This window comes from Ferrovibrio sp. GW821-FHT12B10 (assembly GCF_058807515.1).
In genome coordinates this window covers 729,705-745,252 of the sequence record NZ_JBXAQT010000001.1, presented here as the reverse complement: position 1 = coordinate 745,252, position 15,548 = coordinate 729,705, and the positions used below count along the sequence as shown (strand labels likewise).

Here is a 15,548-nt window from a genome sequence, read left to right as displayed (position 1 = left end):
CTCAAGCGGCAGCCGCAGCCAGCATGGCCACGGTCTGTCGCAGGCAGGCGTCGGCTTCCGGCATCAACCCGGCGAAATTGGGCCAGGCATGCGGCAGGCCATGCCAGAGTTTCAGATGCACCTCGGTTTCTGCAGCCCGGGCCCGGGCGGCCAGCAGGAGCGAGTCGTCACGCAGCAACTCGGTGTCGCTGGCATGCAGGATCAGGGGCGGCAGGCCGTCCAGATCGCCATGGAGTGGCGACAGGCGCGGATCGGACAGATCGGCCTGACCGGCATAAAGCCGGGCGGCGAAGTGCAGTTGTTGCGGCCGGAACCAGGCACAACGCTCGACATTGTCTGCCAGGGATGAGCCGCTGCAGGTCAGGTCGGTCCAGGGCGAGAAGAGGGCAGCGGCGCGCGGCAGCGGCAGGCCCTGGTGCCGGCAGGTTTGCATGAGCGCCAGGGCCAGTCCGCCACCGGCGGAATCGCCGGCCAGCCACAGCCGGTCGGCACGGTAGCCGCGCGCCAGCAGGCCCTGCCAGGCGGCCAGCGCATCCAGCAGGGCGGCGGGGAAGGGATGCTCCGGCGCCAGACGGTAGTCGGGGACGAAGACGCTGACGCCCAGCTCGGCAGCAAGCCGTGCCGTGATGGCCCGGTGTGTGCGTGGACTGCCGGCGAGATAGCCACCGCCATGCAGGTAAAGCAGCGCCCGGCCGCGCCGAGGCTGCGATGGATGCAGCCATTCACCGCACATGGGGCCGCGCAGCGGCTCGACCCGGATGCCGGGGGGCAGGCGGCTGCGGGTCAGGGCCGTCATCAGGCCGCGGATCAGGGCGATGTCGCTGGATCCCACCTGGCGCGGTTTGATCAGCCGCCGCAGTGCCCGGGCGATCAGCCGGGCCTGCAGACTGGGGCGGGCCGGGGGCAGCCGGCTTTCCCGAAGGTCAGGGCCGGGGTAAGCGGTGTCACAACTGGCATCGTAAAGGGGCTGACGGCTTGCCGGGTTGCGTCCAGAGTCGTACATCGGATCAGTCATGACCGGTCTTTCCCACTCTGCCACCGCCATTGCCGTCGATCGCGCCGGCCATGAACTTCGTCGCGGCCGCCCCGTACTGCTGGCCATGGCCGATGGCAGCCGTGTTCTGGTGCTGGCCGCTGAAACCCTGACCGAGGCCATGCTGGACGCGACCTTGTCGACGGGCAGCGAGGCCGCGCTGGTGCTGACCGCATCGCGCGCTGCCGTGCTGCATATCGGCCCCACGGGGCATGACATGATTCTGTTACCGCTGCATGACCTGCCGACCGATGGCGCAGGACGTGCGGCGCTGATCCGAGACCTGGCTGATGCCAGCCGCGATCTGGCCGCGCCGCTGCGTGGGCCGTTCACCCGTATCAAGGCCGCGCCGCCGCCAAGTGCTGCACTGGCTGTCAAGCTGGCGAAGACCGCCTATCTGCTGCCGGCCGCCGTGCAGATGGCGGTAGCGGCAGATGCGACGCTGCCGGCCGATATCTTGTCCGTGCCGGCGGAGGCCGTTGCGACCTATGACCTGGCGGCGGCGGAAACGCTGGTGCCGGTCAGCCAGGCGCGGCTGCCGGTAATCGATGCCGAAGATGCGCAGCTTTATGCCTTCCGGCCTGCTGATGGCCGGCAGGAGCATTTCGCCCTGGTGATCGGCGCACCCGATCCGACCAAACCGGTGCTGACGCGGCTGCATTCCGAATGCTTCACTGGCGACCTGCTAGGTTCGCTACGCTGCGATTGCGGCGAGCAGCTGCGCGGTGCGGTGCGCACCATCGCCGAGGCTGGCGGCGGCATTCTGCTGTACCTGGCCCAGGAAGGCCGCGGCATCGGCCTGGTCAACAAGCTGCGCGCCTATCAGTTGCAGGACCAGGGCTTCGACACCGTGGATGCCAACCAGCGACTGGGCTTCGATGCCGACGAGCGCTGGTTCCTGCCGGCCGCCCGCATGCTGCAGCGACTGGGCTATGGCAGCGTGCGGCTGCTGACCAACAACCCCGAGAAGGTGAAGGGTTTGGAGGCCTGCGGGATCGCGGTGGCCGAGCGCGTACCGCATAAATTCCCCTCCAATGCCCATAACGAGGCTTATCTGGCGGCCAAGCGCAAACGCTCCGGGCATTATCTGTAAGGCCCGCGCATCCGCTCCCGGCAGAAATTGCCGGACCCGCCTCGATATATGGTTAACGCATTGATTTTACTGGCCTGAATTCTGGCCTGCGGTTTGCAACACCGGTCCTGATAGAGGACTGCAATGCCGAACCCGATACCAGCAACCGCTTATCCGACCCATCCGCTGATGGCCCAGAGGGCTAGTGCAGCGGGGATGGGTGCGGCCGGCGCCACGACTGCCGCGGAGGGCACGTCCGAAACCAAGGGCGGCAATCCGTTGTTCGGCAAGGACGGGTTCACCTTCGGCGATTTCCTCGACATCATCAATCCGCTGCAGCATATCCCCGTCGTCTCGACCATCTATCGCGCCATCACCGGCGACAAGATCGATCCGGGCGCCCGCATTGCCGGCGGCGGTCTGTTCGGCGGCCCGATCGGCGCGGTCCTGTCCATGGTCAGTGGCATGGTGGAAGAGGCCACCGGCAAGGACCCGGGCGAGCATGCCCTGGCCGCGCTGGGTCTCGACATCGGCAAGGGTAACAAGGATGCGCCGCAGACGATGGTTGCCTCCGCAGGCGGCAGCGAGCCGGGCGAGCTGGCCGCCCAGACCCAGGCCGCCCAGCTTCAGGCTGCGCAGGCGCAAGTGGCCGTCAAGGCACCACCGCTGCAGGTCGGCGCCAGGATCGTGGAACCGCGTGACTCCGAACCGGCCCGCAAGGCCAGCGAGAAAGACCAGACATCCGAGGCCGTGAAGACGGACGGCCCGATCGAATTGCCGGCCGATCTGTTCCAGGCCCTGAAGCAGACGGCCGCGACCCAGCAGGCCGATGCCAAATCGGCGGCGGCCAATTCGGCCAGCGCCATGCCGGTCGTGAGCGGCAATGCCATGACGGCGCAGCAGCGCCCCGCGGCGCCGATGCAGACCAACGCCACGCCGAACACTGCCATTCAGGCACCCGATGGCCGGACCTGGTTCCCCGCCCATCCGCTGGGTGGTGGTGGCGTGCCGACGCGTGGTGTCGGCGCCCAGCCGGTGGGCCAACAGACCGTGAATGCCCGCTATGGCGCAACCCGCGCCGGCGGCGGTATCCCGTCTTCTCCGCAGGCTGCCACCGCGGCTGCGGCTGCGGCTATCCAGGGTAATGCGACCCCGCAGCAGAACGAATGGAACAATCGCGCCAGCGAGGCCTATCAGAAGTATTTCGAGATGCAAGAGCAGAAGAACCTGCGCGCCGGCATCACCCGTGGTGGCGTTCAGCCCTTCTGACGCTTGCAACGACCGCATGAATACCGCTTGATCGCGACATGAGCGATATTCTCGTCACCAGCAACGGCATTCTGAAATTCGGCGGTCTCAGCTTCCGGTGTGCGCTCGGCAAAGGCGGCGTGCAGCCCGAAGCCGACAAGCGTGAAGGCGATGGCGCTACGCCGCTGGGGCGTTATCCGCTGCGCCAGGTGCTTTATCGCCCCGATCGCCTGACGATGCCGCAAACGCGACTGCCCTGCGCGCCGCTGACGCCGCAGAGCGGTTGGTGCGATGATCCCGCCGATCCTGCCTACAACCGCCCAGTGACGCTGCCCTATGCCGCCAGCCACGAAAAGCTCTGGCGCGACGACCATGTCTACGACGTCATCGTGGTGCTGGGTCATAACGACGATCCGCCGGTGCCGGGGCTGGGCAGCGCCATCTTCCTGCATCTGGCGCGGCCGGATTACAGCGGTACCGAAGGCTGCGTCGCGCTGGCGCAGGCCGACCTTATGACGCTGCTTGCGGCTGTGCCGGCTGCGGCGGCGATGCAGATTTCTCTTATCTGAGAATACGTGCGGCCGCGCGATCGATCGCGCCAAGCACGATCTCCGGCCGGGTGAAGTGCAGAGGATGGCCACCGCCTATCACGGTGACCAGTTCCGCCTGCGGCACGGCTGCGGCCAGCGGTCGGCTGTGGATGATGGGTGAGGTGGCATTGTCCTCGTCACTGACCAGCACGATCAGGGGCACGGTCAGCATCGGATAGCGTGGCGCCTGTTCGGCCAGGAACGGTTTCAGCGTGCGGATGTCTTCCGCGTTGGCGTGATAACTGCCGGGGCGCAGGCTCAGGCTGATCGGCGCCTGTGCGAAGGCCCGCGGTACAGCTGCCGGGCGGAACACGCCTTCCACGCCCTTGTCGACAATCATGTGGCCCGTCGGCGTGACGATGGTGTAGCGCAGCAGTGGGCCAAGCAGCGGCACGCTATCTGCCTGGTATGACAATTCCACCGGTGTCGGCCAGGGATGGCTGGCGGTGTTTATCAGCACGACAGCTCCGACCTCGTCGGGATACTGCAGCGCATAGCTCAAAGCCACGGCGCCGCCGAAAGAGAATCCAAGCAGGACTGGCTTCTGCACCTGCATCGTCTGCAATGCGGCACGCAGATAGCGGGCCTGCTTATCGGGTGTCACCGGCGTGTCGTCGCCACGCTCGGTGTAGCCATGGCCCGGCCGGTCGATGGCGATGCTGCGATAACGCTGTGCTGTCTGCGGCATGATGCTGATCGCGAAATCCTGGGCCGCGCCGAAGGCGCCATGGATCATCACCAGAGGCTGGCCAGTGGCGGGACCCTGCTCGATCACATGCTGACGGATGCCGCCGGCCTCTATCAGGCGGCCGGTGGGTGGGAAATCCCCCTCGGCTTTCTGGCTGAGATGCTGGGTGGTGGCGCCCAACCCGAAAAGAGCGATGCCGGCAAGAACGAGAGCGGTGAGCATGACTGGATCTGTTGTTGTTTCACTAGCTTATACGGGAAATCGGCAGCCCCGGATGACTGCCGCAACGTCAATCTGGCGTGATTGCGCCGGCGCCGGAGCCTGCCCTAATCTGATGCCAAGAAATCCACGGAGGAAGCCATGACTGTTCCCGCCATCCTGAAGGGTCGCCTGTCGCTGCCGGTGATCGGTTCGCCGATGTTCATCGTCTCCGGCCCTGAGCTGGTGATCGCCCAGTGCAAGGCCGGCATCGTCGGATCCTTTCCGGCCCTGAATGCCCGCCCCGCCGAAGTGCTGGAAGAATGGCTGAAGCGTATCACCACCGAGCTGGATGACTACCGGGCCAAGAATCCCGACAAGCCCGTGGCGCCTTTCGCCGTCAACCAGATCGTGCATCAGTCGAATGACCGGCTGCAGCATGACGTGGAGATGTGCGTCAAATACAAGGTGCCGATTGTCATCACCTCGCTGCGTGCCCCGAATGAAGTGGTAGACGCCATCCATTCCTACGGCGGCATCGTGCTGCATGACGTGATCAATATCCGCCATGCCAAGAAGGCGCTGGAAGCCGGTGTCGACGGGCTGATCCTGGTCTGCGCCGGCGCCGGCGGGCATGCCGGCACGCTCAGCCCCTTCGCGCTGGTTTCGGAGGTGCGGCAGTTCTTTGACGGGCCGATTGCGCTGTCGGGTTCCATTGCCCATGGCCGGCAGATTCTGGCAGCCCAGGCGATGGGTGCGGATTTCGCCTATATTGGCACCCGCTTCATCGCCACCCAGGAAGCCAATGCGATGCCAGACTACAAGCAGATGCTGATCGATTCCGCCGCCGGCGATATCGTCTATTCCTCGCTGTTCACCGGTGTGCATGGCAACTACCTGAAGAAGAGCATCGTCAAGGCCGGCATGGATCCTGATAATCTGCCCGAGGCCGACAAAAGCACCATGAGCTTCGGTTCGGGCGGCAGCTCGAAGTCGAAGGCCTGGCGCGACATTTGGGGTGCGGGGCAGGGTGTTGGCCTGATCAGCGATGCACCGCCGGTGGGCGATCTGGTCGCTCGCCTGAAACGCGAATACGATGCGGCCAAGGCGGAACTGATGGGTGGCAGCGCGGCCCTCGCCGCCGAGTAAGGGTTCTCGCGAACTGGCTTCATCTGCTATAGATCGACGTCATAAGAAAAGACGTCGGGAGAGCCGGATGAAGCGCTACGAGGAAGTCTATGCTGCGGCCATGGCCGACCCGGAGGCCTTCTGGGCCAAGGCGGCCGAGGCGCTGCACTGGTACAAGCGCTGGGACAGCGTGCTGGATGCCAGCAACCCGCCGTTCTTCCAATGGTTCTCCGGCGCCGAATGCAACACCTGCTATAATGCGCTGGACCGTCATATCGAGGCTGGTCATGGCGAGCGTGTCGCCCTGATCTATGACTCGCCCGTCACACAGACGGTGCGCACATTCACCAATACCCAACTGCGTGATCGCGTGGCCAAGCTGGCCGGCGCGCTGAAGGCGCATGGGGTACAGAAGGGCGATCGCGTCATCATCTACATGGCGATGACCCCGGAAGCCGTGATGGCCATGCTGGCCTGCGCCCGCATCGGCGCGATCCACTCTGTCGTCTTCGGCGGCTTTGCGCCGCGTGAACTGGCGACGCGGTTTGACGATGCCAAGCCGAAGCTGGTGATCGCGTCGTCTTGCGGTCTCGAGCCTGGCCGAGTGGTGGAATACAAGCCGCTGCTGGACCAGGCGATCGAGCTGGCGACCCATAAGCCGCAGGCCTGTCTGATCTTCCAGCGCCCGATGTATCAGGGTCCGCTGACCGAAGGTCGCGACTTCGATTTCGAGACGGAAGTGACGAAGGCAGAGCCCGCAGATTGTGTGCCGGTGAAGGCCACCGATCCGCTCTACGTGCTTTACACCTCCGGCACCACCGGTATTCCAAAAGGCGTCGTGCGCCAGAACGGCGGCCATATGGTGGCGCTGCACTGGTCAATGAAGCATGTCTACGGCATGAACCCGGGCGATGTGTACTGGGCGGCCTCCGACGTGGGCTGGGTTGTCGGTCATTCCTATATCGTCTACGGGCCGCTGCTCTATGGCTGTACGACAGTGCTGTATGAAGGTAAGCCGGTCGGCACGCCGGATGCCGGCGCCTATTGGCGCGTGATCCAGCAGCACAAGGTGGCGGCGCTTTTCACGGCACCCACGGCCTTCCGGGCGATCAAGAAGGAAGATCCGAAGGCCGACCTGCTGAAGAAATACGACCTGACGCATTTTCGTACGCTGTTCCTGGCCGGCGAACGCGCCGATCCTGATACGGTGAAATGGGCCGAGGATGCGCTCGGCAAACCGGTGATCGATCACTGGTGGCAGACCGAAACCGGCTGGCCGGTGGCTTCTAACTGCATGGGGATTGAGGTTCTGCCGGTCAAGCATGGTTCGCCCACCCGCATTGTGCCGGGCTACGACGTGCGCGTGATCGACGATGATGCTAGCCCGGTGAAGGCCGGCGATATCGGCAATATCGTGATCAAGCTGCCGCTGCCGCCGGGCTGCCTGCCAACGCTGTGGCAGAATGACGAGGGCTTCAGGAAAAGCTATCTCACCCGTTTCCCGGGCTATTACAACACCGGCGATGCGGGTTTCATCGATGAGGACGGCTATATCTACATCATGAGTCGTACCGACGACATCATCAACGTCGCGGGACACCGGCTCTCCACCGGCGGCATGGAGGAGGTGCTCGCTTCGCATCCAGATGTGGCGGAATGCGCCGTTGTCGGCGTCGCCGATGCGCTGAAGGGCCAGGTGCCGCTTGGCTTTGTGGTGCTCAAGGCCGGCGTCAGCAAGCCGGAGGACCAGATCCAGCGCGAGCTGGTGCAGTTGGTGCGCGAACGCATCGGCCCGGTTGCGGCCTTCAAGCAGGCGGCGGTGGTGAAACGGTTGCCGAAAACCCGCTCGGGCAAGATACTGCGCGCCACAATGCAGAAAATTGCCGACGCCCAGGACTTCCGCATGCCCGCCACCATCGACGATCCTGCCATTCTGGGTGAGATCACGGACGTGCTGCAGCCGCTGGGTTATGCCAAGCGGAGTTGACGGGTGAAGTTGCAGGGGCTGCGTGACTGGCTGGCGGCGTTTACCGTCTATCGTGACCGGCGCGTTCTGGCCATTGCGATTCTCGGTTTCGCTTCCGGCCTGCCGTTGGCATTGACCGGGCAGACGCTGCAGGCGTGGCTGAAGGATTCCGGTGTTTCCCTGCAGTCGATCGGGCTCTTCGCGTTGGTCGGCGTGCCATATACGCTGAAATTCCTGTGGGCGCCGCTGGTCGACCGCCTGCCGCTGCCGCTTCTGACGCGCCATCTCGGCCGCCGGCGCGGTTGGCTGATCTTTGCGCAGGGGCTGCTGATGGCGGCGATTGCGGCGCTGGCGCTGAGCAATCCCAGCCAGGCACTTGTGGTGACCGCGGTCTACGCGGTTGCGGTTGCCTTTGCCTCTGCCACGCAGGACATCGTGATCGACGCCTGGCGCGTGGAAATCCTAGAGCAGCGTCAGCTCGCTGCCGGCGCTGCCGCCATCGTCTTCGGTTATCGCATCGGCATGCTGGTCTCCTCAGCCGGCGCGCTTTACCTGGCTGACCGTTTTGCCTGGCCGCTGGTGTATATCGCCATGGCAGCCATCCTGGTAATTGGCGCCGTCACGGTTCTGCTGATCGGTGAACCAAAAGCGCAACCGCGCGGCGATGCCGATCGCCGCTTTGCAGAGGCCCAGGCCTGGCTGGCGTCACGCCCGCATCTCTCCGGCCCGCTGGCCGGTACGATGGCTTGGCTCTATGCCAGTGTCGCCGGCCCGTTTCTGCAGTTCGTCTCGCGCAAGGGCTGGGTCGCCATCCTGCTGTTCGTGATGCTGTTCAAGCTGGGCGACAGTCTGGCGGGTGTACTGGCCACCAGCTTCTATCTCGATATCGGTTTCACCAAGTCGGAGATCGCCGAAATCAGCAAGCTCTATGGCTTCGGCGCCACCATGCTCGGCCTGTTCCTGGGTGGCTGGTTGATGCAGGCAGTGGGGCTTTATCGCGCACTCTGGGTCTGCGGCATCCTGCAGATGGGCTCGAACCTGATGTTTGCTCTGCTGGCGCTGCAGGGACATGACCTGTGGTTCCTGGCGCTCACGGTGGGCATCGAGAATCTGGCCAGCGGCATGGGGACGGCGGCGCTGGTGGCCTATCTCTCGGCGCTGTGCGATGTGGCCTACACGGCGACGCAGTATGCGCTGCTGTCCTCGCTGACGGCCGTAGCGCGCACAGTGCTGTCGTCTTATGCCGGCTTCTTGGCCGCCGCGCTGGGTTGGCCGGCTTTCTTCGTGCTCACCACGTTTGCCGCACTGCCGGGACTGGCGCTGCTGGCTTGGCTCACGCGCCGTGGCGCCGAAACCCGCCTCGATGCTAGGCGGGCCGGCAACACGGCGCTGGTCTCAGATGACTGAACCGGCCGGCATCTTCCGGGCATAAAGTTTGATGCCGGGCTTCCACGCGAAGGACCGGCGAATAACTTCCAGGCCATGCTGGGCGAGCAGGAGCTGCAGGTTGCTCGGGCTGAAGAAAATGCAGTGGCCCGGCGGGCGGAAGCCATCCCAGTCAGGCAGATGGCGCGGCCGGCGCCAGTGCGTGATGTCCGGCGTGGTGAGATACAGGATGCCCCCCTCGTTCATGACGGCAGCAATGTGCCCCATGAAGGCATGCGGATCGGGCGCGTGCTCGATCACTTCCGAACAGTAGACGGCGTCGAATAGGCGACCGCCGAGATCGGCCTCTTCCAGCAGGCCTTCATAGAATTGGTTCTGCGGAAAGGTCTTACGCGCATACTCTACGGCCATGCGGTCCGGTTCCACACCGGATGCCGTAAAACCCTGCTCCCGGCAGGCTTCGACCATGAAGCCGCCGCTACAACCGATATCCAGGAACTGAAGCGCCCGGCCCGCCATTTTCACACCGGCGACACGGGCAAGCTGTGCCGCCCGATGACGCATGCGGCGCATTTTCTTGTCGGCCTTAGCCAAGTACTGCGGCGTGCCGGAATAGGTATCGTCATACAGGGCATGCAGGGTCTCGGCGGTCGGGGGTGGATCCATGAAGACCAGCCCGCAGGACTCGCAGCGCTCCAGATGACAGTTGTTGTAATCAATAAAAGCCTGATGATTCGGCTTCCGGCACACCGGACACGCCATTCCCTTATCCCCTACATATAGCCGTCCGGACACCCCGGACCCCGCTAGATATTATTGTACGATCGCCCCATTTCCTTTATGTGTCATATATTTGACATGTTAGCGTCACAGTGTATAGCGATAGTCGGAGCATGAACATGCAACTGCCTCTCTCCGTTCCGTCGGCTGTACCCACGTCTCGCGCGCCCCGTAGTGGCTGGCATTGCGTTTCCGCAGATGGCCGCTTCGAGGTTCGCCTGACGCGCAGCCCGGGTGATATTGCCGCCGCCCAACGGCTGCGGTACCAGGTTTTTTACGAGGAGATGGCCGCCCAGCCGTCTGCCGAGATGGCGCGTCTGGGGATGGATTTCGATCAGTTCGACCGCCTGTGCGATCATCTGATGGTCTTCGATCGCAACCGCCCCGATAGCGAGCGCGTGGTTGGCACCTATCGCCTGCTGCGCCGCTCCATGGCCGAACTGCATGGAGGCTTCTATTCGGAGTCTGAATACGACCTGCAGCCTATGCTGGATTTTGTTGGTGTCGGCGGTGGTCTGCTGGAGTTGGGCCGTTCCTGCGTGCACCGGGACTATCGTACTAACGCCACCATCCAGCTTTTATGGCGGGGCATTTCCACCTATGTGGCCGACCATGGCATCAGCTTCATGTTCGGTTGCGCATCCTTCCCCGGGATTGACCCGCAGCAGCACGCGATGGCGTTGAGCTACCTGTACGCCAATCACCTGCCGCCGCCGGAATGGCGCGTCCGCGCACTACCTTCGCGCTTTGTGCCGATGAACCTGCTGCCACACGACCAGATCAACCCGCGCATGGCGCTGCATGCCTTGCCACCGCTGATCAAGGGCTACCTGCGGTTGGGTGCCTATATCGGTGACGGCGCCGTGATCGACCATCAGTTTGGCACCACGGATGTGTTCATCCTGTTGCCGGTCGAGCGCATTGCGCCGAAATACCAGAACCGCTTCTCGGCAGATGAAGGCTTGGTCGAGACTGAATATCACGCCTGATTGTGGGAAATCCGCGTCGCGGTCCAAACGGCGCCCATTGCGGGCGCCGTTTTTGTTTGCGTAACCCACCGGCCCGACATTGGCGGGCCGGCTTTTGTTTGCGTAACATCGACCCCGAGGAAACATTCCGGGGTGATCATGAACCTGGCGTATCTGCTGCAGCGTGCAGCCAAGGTCTGGGGTGACCGGCCGGCGCTGTCGGTCGGCGACGAGGTCCGGCTGCGCTATGGCGACATGGGCGGCCGTGTGGCCTGCCTGGCGGCCGGCCTGGTGCGCGCAGGTAGCCTGAAGCCTGGTGATCGGGTCGCGCTGCTGCTGAAGAATTCTCCTGAATACTGGGAGCTGCTGTTCGCGCTCTGGCATGCCGGCCTGGCCGCCGTGCCGGTAAACGCCAAGCTGCATCCCCGCGAGGTCGCCTGGATTCTGGACAACAGCCAGGCCAGGCTGGCTGTGGTTTCGGCGACCCTGGCCGAGGAGCTGATCCCGCTGGCCAAGGATATCCCGACGCTGCAGCGCCTCATTGTCGCCGAAGACGCCGAATACGCGAAACTCTACGCCGCTGAGCCAGTGCCGCTGGCCGAGGTCTCGGCCGATGATCTCGCCTGGCTGTTCTACACCTCGGGCACCACAGGTCGGCCCAAGGGCGCGATGTTGACCCACTGCAACATGTGGTCGGCGACGCTGAACTATTTTTCCGATGTTGATCGCATCGACCCGCAGGATTGCATGATCCACTGCGCGCCGATCAGCCATGGCTCCGGCCTTTACGGCCTGCCGCATGTGGCGCGTGGCGCCAACCAGATTGTGCCGGCTTCGGGCGGCTTCGATCCGGCCGAGACGCTGGAGCTGATTGCGCGGTGGCCCGGCGCCAGCTTTTTCTTCGCGCCCACCATGGTGCATCGCCTGATCCATGCGCCGCAGATCGGCAGGGCGAAGACCGACAACCTGAAGACCATCGTCTATGGCGGCGGCCCCATGTATGTGGCTGATCTGCAGGCGGCGATGGCCGCGCTGGGGCCGAAGCTGGCGCAGATATACGGCCAGGGCGAAGCGCCTATGACCATCACCGGCATGGACAAGCGGATGCATCTGGATGACGGCCATCCGCGCTATCTGCAGCGCTTGGGTTCGGCCGGCGTGGCGCGCACTGACGTGGAGGTGCGCGTGGTCGATGCCGAGGACCGGCCGCTGCCCACGGGCGAGGTGGGAGAGATCATCTGCCGCGGCCCGGTGGTAATGGCGGGCTACTGGCGTAACCCCGAGGCCAGCATGCAGACGCTGCGGAACGGCTGGCTGCATACGGGCGATGTCGGCAGTTTCGACGAAGATGGCTATCTGACCCTGAAGGACCGGTCGAAGGACATGATCATTTCCGGCGGCAGCAACATCTACCCGCGTGAAGTAGAGGAAGTGCTGCTGCAGCATGCCGATGTCAGTGAGGTGTCGGTGGTGGGCAAGCCGCATGCCGACTGGGGTGAAGAGGTGATCGCCTTCGTGGTTGCCCGCGATGGCATGCAACTGTCACCCGAGAGTCTCGATAGGCTCTGCCTTGATCACATCGCGCGGTTCAAACGGCCCAAGCAATACCGGTTTGTCGATGCGCTGCCGAAGAATAATTACGGCAAGGTCCTGAAGACGGAATTGCGCGCCGCCTTGCAGAAGGAAAGCTGAATTGTCCGATCTGGTTTATATCACCGAACACGCGAAAAGGACTCCGGATAAACCGGCCATTATCATGGCCGAAACGGGCGGCATCACCACTTTCGGCCAGTTGGAGGCGGCATCCAATCGTGCCGCTCATCTGTTCCGCAAGCTGGGTCTGACCGCGCGCAGCCATATGGCTTATGTGATCGAAAACCGGCCGGAATTTTTCGAGGTCAGCTTCGGAGCCGACCGCGCCGGCCTGTATTACACGCCGATCAGCACGCGGCTGAGTGCGACCGAGATCGCGCATATTGCCGGCGATGCCGGCGCGCGCGTGCTGGTGATTACCGATGAGTTCCGCGATATGGCGGCCGAGCTGCGCAAACTCTGCCCGGAGGTCGAGCGCTTCTTCATGATCGGTGGCACCGCCGAGGGTTATGAAAGTTGGGAAACTGCGACCGCGAGCATGCCGGCCACACCGGTGGTGGATGAGCTGCAGGGCCGCGACATGCTCTACTCCTCAGGCACCACCGGAAAACCCAAAGGCATCAAGCGGCCGATCAATGGCGATCCGGTGGGGGCGCGCAGCTACTTCGTCGACAACGGCTACAGTCTGTATGGCTACGGCCCCGATATGGTCTATCTGTCGCCGGCACCGCTCTATCATGCCGCTCCGCTGCGCTACTGCATGCTGGTCTCCAAGGTCGGTGGTACGCTGGTGATCATGGAAGGTTTCGATGCCGAAGAATCGCTGAAACTGATCCAGACATACAAGGTCACGCATTCCAACTGGGTGCCGACCATGTTCGTGCGCATGCTCAAGCTGCCGGTCGAGGTCCGTAGTCGCTATGACCTGTCCTCGCATCGCGTCGCCATCCACGGCGCGGGGCCGGTCTCGCAGGCGACCAAGCAGCAAATCATCGACTGGTGGGGGCCGATCCTGTTCGAGTATTACGCGGCCTCCGAAGGCAATGGCATGACCTTCATCACCAGCCAGGAATGGCTGACGCATAAGGGGTCGGTGGGACGGGCCATCATCGGCGAACTGCATATCGTCGACGATGAATCCGGTGAGGAACTGCCCGTGGGGCAATCCGGCCTTGTCTACTTCGGCAAAGGCCAGCCGTTTGCCTATCACAACGATGACGGCAAGACGCAGCAGGCCTTCAACGACAAGGGCTGGAGTACGCTCGGCGATGTCGGCTACATCGATGCCGAAGGCTATCTCTACCTGACCGACCGAAAAGCCTTCATGATCATTTCCGGCGGCGTGAATATCTATCCGCAGGAAGCGGAGAATGTGCTGATCGAACACCCTAAGGTTGCCGATGTGGCGGTGATCGGCGTGCCCAATGAAGACTTCGGCGAAGAGGTGAAAGCCGTGGTGCAGCCGGTCGACATGGCGCTCGCCGGTCCGGCTCTGGCGGAAGAGTTGATCGCCTATTGCCGCCAGCATCTGGCCTCGATCAAATGCCCGCGCTCGATTGATTTCGAAGCAGCCCTGCCGCGGCATCCGACCGGCAAGCTTTACAAACGGCTGATCAAGGACCGTTATTGGGGCAACCGCACCAGCCGTATCGTCTGAGGCTCAGGCCTTGGGCATGCCCGGCATGCCCTTCGAGGTGGAATATTCGAAATGCAGCGGCTTGCCGTCATGCAGCAGCGGATAAATGGTGTGGGCTGCCAGTGCGGCTTCCGCGAAGCCGGTCAGGATCAGCTTGAGCTTGCCGCGATAGCTGGCGACGTCGCCAATGGCGAAAATGCCGGGCACTGAGGTCTGGCAGGTGCCCGGGTCGACGGGCAGGTGATGACGGTCGAGTTCAATGCCCCAGCCTGCGATGGGGCCGAGATCGCTCTTCAGGCCGAAGAAGGCCAGCATGGCATCGGCCGGCAGGCGCTTTTCCTCGCCTTCCAGCGACTTGATCCGTACGCCGGTCAGCACGTTGTTGCTGCCTTCCAGCGCATCCAGCTGATAGGGCACCACGATGTCGAGGCCATGGCCGTTCAGCGCGCGCAGCTTGGCCACGCTGTCGGGCGCGGCGCGGAACTGGTCGCGGCGATGCACGAACCAGATCTGCGCGGCTACGCCATGTAGGGCAAGCGCCCAGTCCACCGCGCTGTCGCCGCCACCGGCAATGACCAGGCGGCGGCCACGGAAGTCGTCGGGACGGCGCACCAGGTAATGCACGCCGCTGCCGCCGGGCTGGCCTTCATAGGCTTCGATATCGGCCAGCGGCGGACGGTTCGGACCAAAGGCGCCGGCGCCGGCAGCGATGATCACGGCACCGGCCTCGATCACATTGCCTTTGGAGGTGGTGAGGCGGAAGCCACCGCCATCCACGCGCTGCAGCCCGTCGACGCGCTGGCCCAGATGGAACACCGGCAGGAAAGGTTTGGCTTGTTGCTCGAGCTGCGACACCAGGTCGGCGCCCGAAATCCTGGGGAAGCCTGGAATGTCATAGATCGGCTTGTCGGGATAGAGCGCGCTGCACTGGCCGCCGATGGCGTCCAGCGTATCGATCACATGGCAGCGCAGACCGACCATGCCGCATTCAAAGATGGCGAACAGGCCGACAGGGCCGGCGCCGATAACGGCAACATCAGTCTTGTGCAGCATGGAATCGTACTGGTCCGGATGATCTGAAGCCGGGTTTTTTTACCGATTTCCGGCCTCCGCGGCTACTGCAACGGGCCTCCAGGAGGTCGATTCAGAGCGTTCATCACGTTTTTGTCCCGTTTTTACGAGGCAGAAGACGTATCCGACGGGAGGTTACCGATTCTTTCGCTTCCGCCTTGGACGGCTTACCGGAAAATCACTGGGTAACG

13 protein-coding genes are annotated in these 15,548 nt (G+C 63.7%); 9 read left to right on the top strand and 4 right to left on the bottom strand.

Features of this window, described 5'->3' with window-relative positions:
• Window position 1 precedes the first annotated feature (1 nt).
• A complete protein-coding gene (locus AC1RRT_RS03835) occupies window positions 2-1,015 on the bottom strand; it encodes an alpha/beta hydrolase (protein WP_493012383.1) in 1,014 nt (337 codons plus the stop codon).
• On the opposite strand from AC1RRT_RS03835, the gene ribA reads away from it, so the two are divergent.
• From ribA to AC1RRT_RS03820, 3 genes are all read left to right on the top strand, one after another.
• Window positions 1,014-2,126: a GTP cyclohydrolase II gene (gene ribA / locus AC1RRT_RS03830; protein ID WP_493012381.1), complete on the top strand. Its 1,113-nt coding sequence runs from the start codon at window positions 1,014-1,016 to the stop codon at window positions 2,124-2,126. The genes AC1RRT_RS03835 and ribA overlap by 2 nt on opposite strands.
• A 168-nt stretch (window positions 2,127-2,294) precedes the next feature.
• On the top strand, window positions 2,295-3,374 hold the full coding sequence (locus AC1RRT_RS03825) for a hypothetical protein (protein WP_493012379.1): 1,080 nt from the start codon (window positions 2,295-2,297) through the stop codon (window positions 3,372-3,374).
• 38 nt (window positions 3,375-3,412) lie between these two features.
• Window positions 3,413-3,922 carry a L,D-transpeptidase family protein gene (locus tag AC1RRT_RS03820; protein ID WP_493012378.1) on the top strand — a complete coding sequence of 170 codons (510 nt, stop codon included), beginning with the start codon at window positions 3,413-3,415 and terminating at the stop codon, window positions 3,920-3,922.
• Here the strand turns inward: AC1RRT_RS03820 and AC1RRT_RS03815 are convergent.
• Window positions 3,915-4,853, bottom strand: a complete 939-nt coding sequence (locus AC1RRT_RS03815; protein WP_493012377.1) for an alpha/beta fold hydrolase — start codon at window positions 4,851-4,853, stop codon at window positions 3,915-3,917. The genes AC1RRT_RS03820 and AC1RRT_RS03815 overlap by 8 nt on opposite strands.
• A 138-nt stretch (window positions 4,854-4,991) precedes the next feature.
• On the opposite strand from AC1RRT_RS03815, the gene AC1RRT_RS03810 reads away from it, so the two are divergent.
• The 3 genes from AC1RRT_RS03810 (at window position 4,992) to AC1RRT_RS03800 (ending at window position 9,330) form a co-directional block, all read left to right on the top strand.
• A complete protein-coding gene (locus AC1RRT_RS03810) occupies window positions 4,992-5,978 on the top strand; it encodes an NAD(P)H-dependent flavin oxidoreductase (protein WP_493012376.1) in 987 nt (328 codons plus the stop codon).
• 67 nt (window positions 5,979-6,045) lie between these two features.
• Window positions 6,046-7,944 carry a propionyl-CoA synthetase gene (locus tag AC1RRT_RS03805; RefSeq protein ID WP_493012375.1) on the top strand — a complete coding sequence of 633 codons (1,899 nt, stop codon included), beginning with the start codon at window positions 6,046-6,048 and terminating at the stop codon, window positions 7,942-7,944.
• A 3-nt stretch (window positions 7,945-7,947) separates the two neighbouring features.
• Window positions 7,948-9,330 (top strand): AmpG family muropeptide MFS transporter, encoded by a 1,383-nt coding sequence (locus AC1RRT_RS03800; protein ID WP_493012374.1) that lies wholly within the window; start codon window positions 7,948-7,950, stop codon window positions 9,328-9,330.
• Here the strand turns inward: AC1RRT_RS03800 and AC1RRT_RS03795 are convergent.
• A complete protein-coding gene (locus tag AC1RRT_RS03795) occupies window positions 9,319-9,975 on the bottom strand; it encodes a class I SAM-dependent methyltransferase (RefSeq protein ID WP_493012373.1) in 657 nt (218 codons plus the stop codon). The two genes, AC1RRT_RS03800 and AC1RRT_RS03795, sit on opposite strands and share 12 nt — an antisense overlap.
• A 233-nt stretch (window positions 9,976-10,208) precedes the next feature.
• Here AC1RRT_RS03795 and olsB point away from each other — a divergent pair, with 233 nt between their 5' ends.
• The 3 genes from olsB to AC1RRT_RS03780 all read left to right on the top strand — a co-directional run bounded on the left by olsB (window position 10,209) and on the right by AC1RRT_RS03780 (window position 14,307).
• Window positions 10,209-11,078 carry a l-ornithine N(alpha)-acyltransferase gene (gene olsB / locus AC1RRT_RS03790; protein ID WP_493012372.1) on the top strand — a complete coding sequence of 290 codons (870 nt, stop codon included), beginning with the start codon at window positions 10,209-10,211 and terminating at the stop codon, window positions 11,076-11,078.
• Between the two features lie 138 nt (window positions 11,079-11,216).
• Window positions 11,217-12,749 (top strand): AMP-binding protein, encoded by a 1,533-nt coding sequence (locus AC1RRT_RS03785; protein WP_493012371.1) that lies wholly within the window; start codon window positions 11,217-11,219, stop codon window positions 12,747-12,749.
• Between the two features lies 1 nt (window position 12,750).
• Entirely contained in the window at window positions 12,751-14,307 is a 1,557-nt protein-coding gene (locus tag AC1RRT_RS03780) for an acyl-CoA synthetase (RefSeq protein ID WP_493012370.1), read from the top strand.
• A 3-nt stretch (window positions 14,308-14,310) separates the two neighbouring features.
• On the opposite strand, the gene AC1RRT_RS03775 is transcribed toward AC1RRT_RS03780, so the two are convergent.
• Window positions 14,311-15,339, bottom strand: coding sequence for an NAD(P)/FAD-dependent oxidoreductase (locus AC1RRT_RS03775; RefSeq protein ID WP_493012369.1), 1,029 nt, complete (start codon window positions 15,337-15,339; stop codon window positions 14,311-14,313).
• Window positions 15,340-15,548: the final 209 nt, after the last annotated feature.

Excerpts from the sequence above, each read along its gene's own strand:
- ribA (WP_493012381.1), top strand. The coding sequence starts at position 1,014 with ATGACCGGTCTTTCCCACTCTGCCACCGCCATTGCCGTCGATCGCGCC.
- AC1RRT_RS03835 (WP_493012383.1), bottom strand. The coding sequence starts at position 1,015 with ATGACTGATCCGATGTACGACTCTGGACGCAACCCGGCAAGCCGTCAG.
- AC1RRT_RS03825 (WP_493012379.1), top strand. The coding sequence starts at position 2,295 with ATGGCCCAGAGGGCTAGTGCAGCGGGGATGGGTGCGGCCGGCGCCACG.
- AC1RRT_RS03820 (WP_493012378.1), top strand. The coding sequence starts at position 3,413 with ATGAGCGATATTCTCGTCACCAGCAACGGCATTCTGAAATTCGGCGGT.
- AC1RRT_RS03815 (WP_493012377.1), bottom strand. The coding sequence starts at position 4,853 with ATGCTCACCGCTCTCGTTCTTGCCGGCATCGCTCTTTTCGGGTTGGGC.
- AC1RRT_RS03810 (WP_493012376.1), top strand. The coding sequence starts at position 4,992 with ATGACTGTTCCCGCCATCCTGAAGGGTCGCCTGTCGCTGCCGGTGATC.
- AC1RRT_RS03805 (WP_493012375.1), top strand. The coding sequence starts at position 6,046 with ATGAAGCGCTACGAGGAAGTCTATGCTGCGGCCATGGCCGACCCGGAG.
- AC1RRT_RS03795 (WP_493012373.1), bottom strand. The coding sequence starts at position 9,975 with ATGGATCCACCCCCGACCGCCGAGACCCTGCATGCCCTGTATGACGAT.
- olsB (WP_493012372.1), top strand. The coding sequence starts at position 10,209 with ATGCAACTGCCTCTCTCCGTTCCGTCGGCTGTACCCACGTCTCGCGCG.
- AC1RRT_RS03785 (WP_493012371.1), top strand. The coding sequence starts at position 11,217 with ATGAACCTGGCGTATCTGCTGCAGCGTGCAGCCAAGGTCTGGGGTGAC.
- AC1RRT_RS03775 (WP_493012369.1), bottom strand. The coding sequence starts at position 15,339 with ATGCTGCACAAGACTGATGTTGCCGTTATCGGCGCCGGCCCTGTCGGC.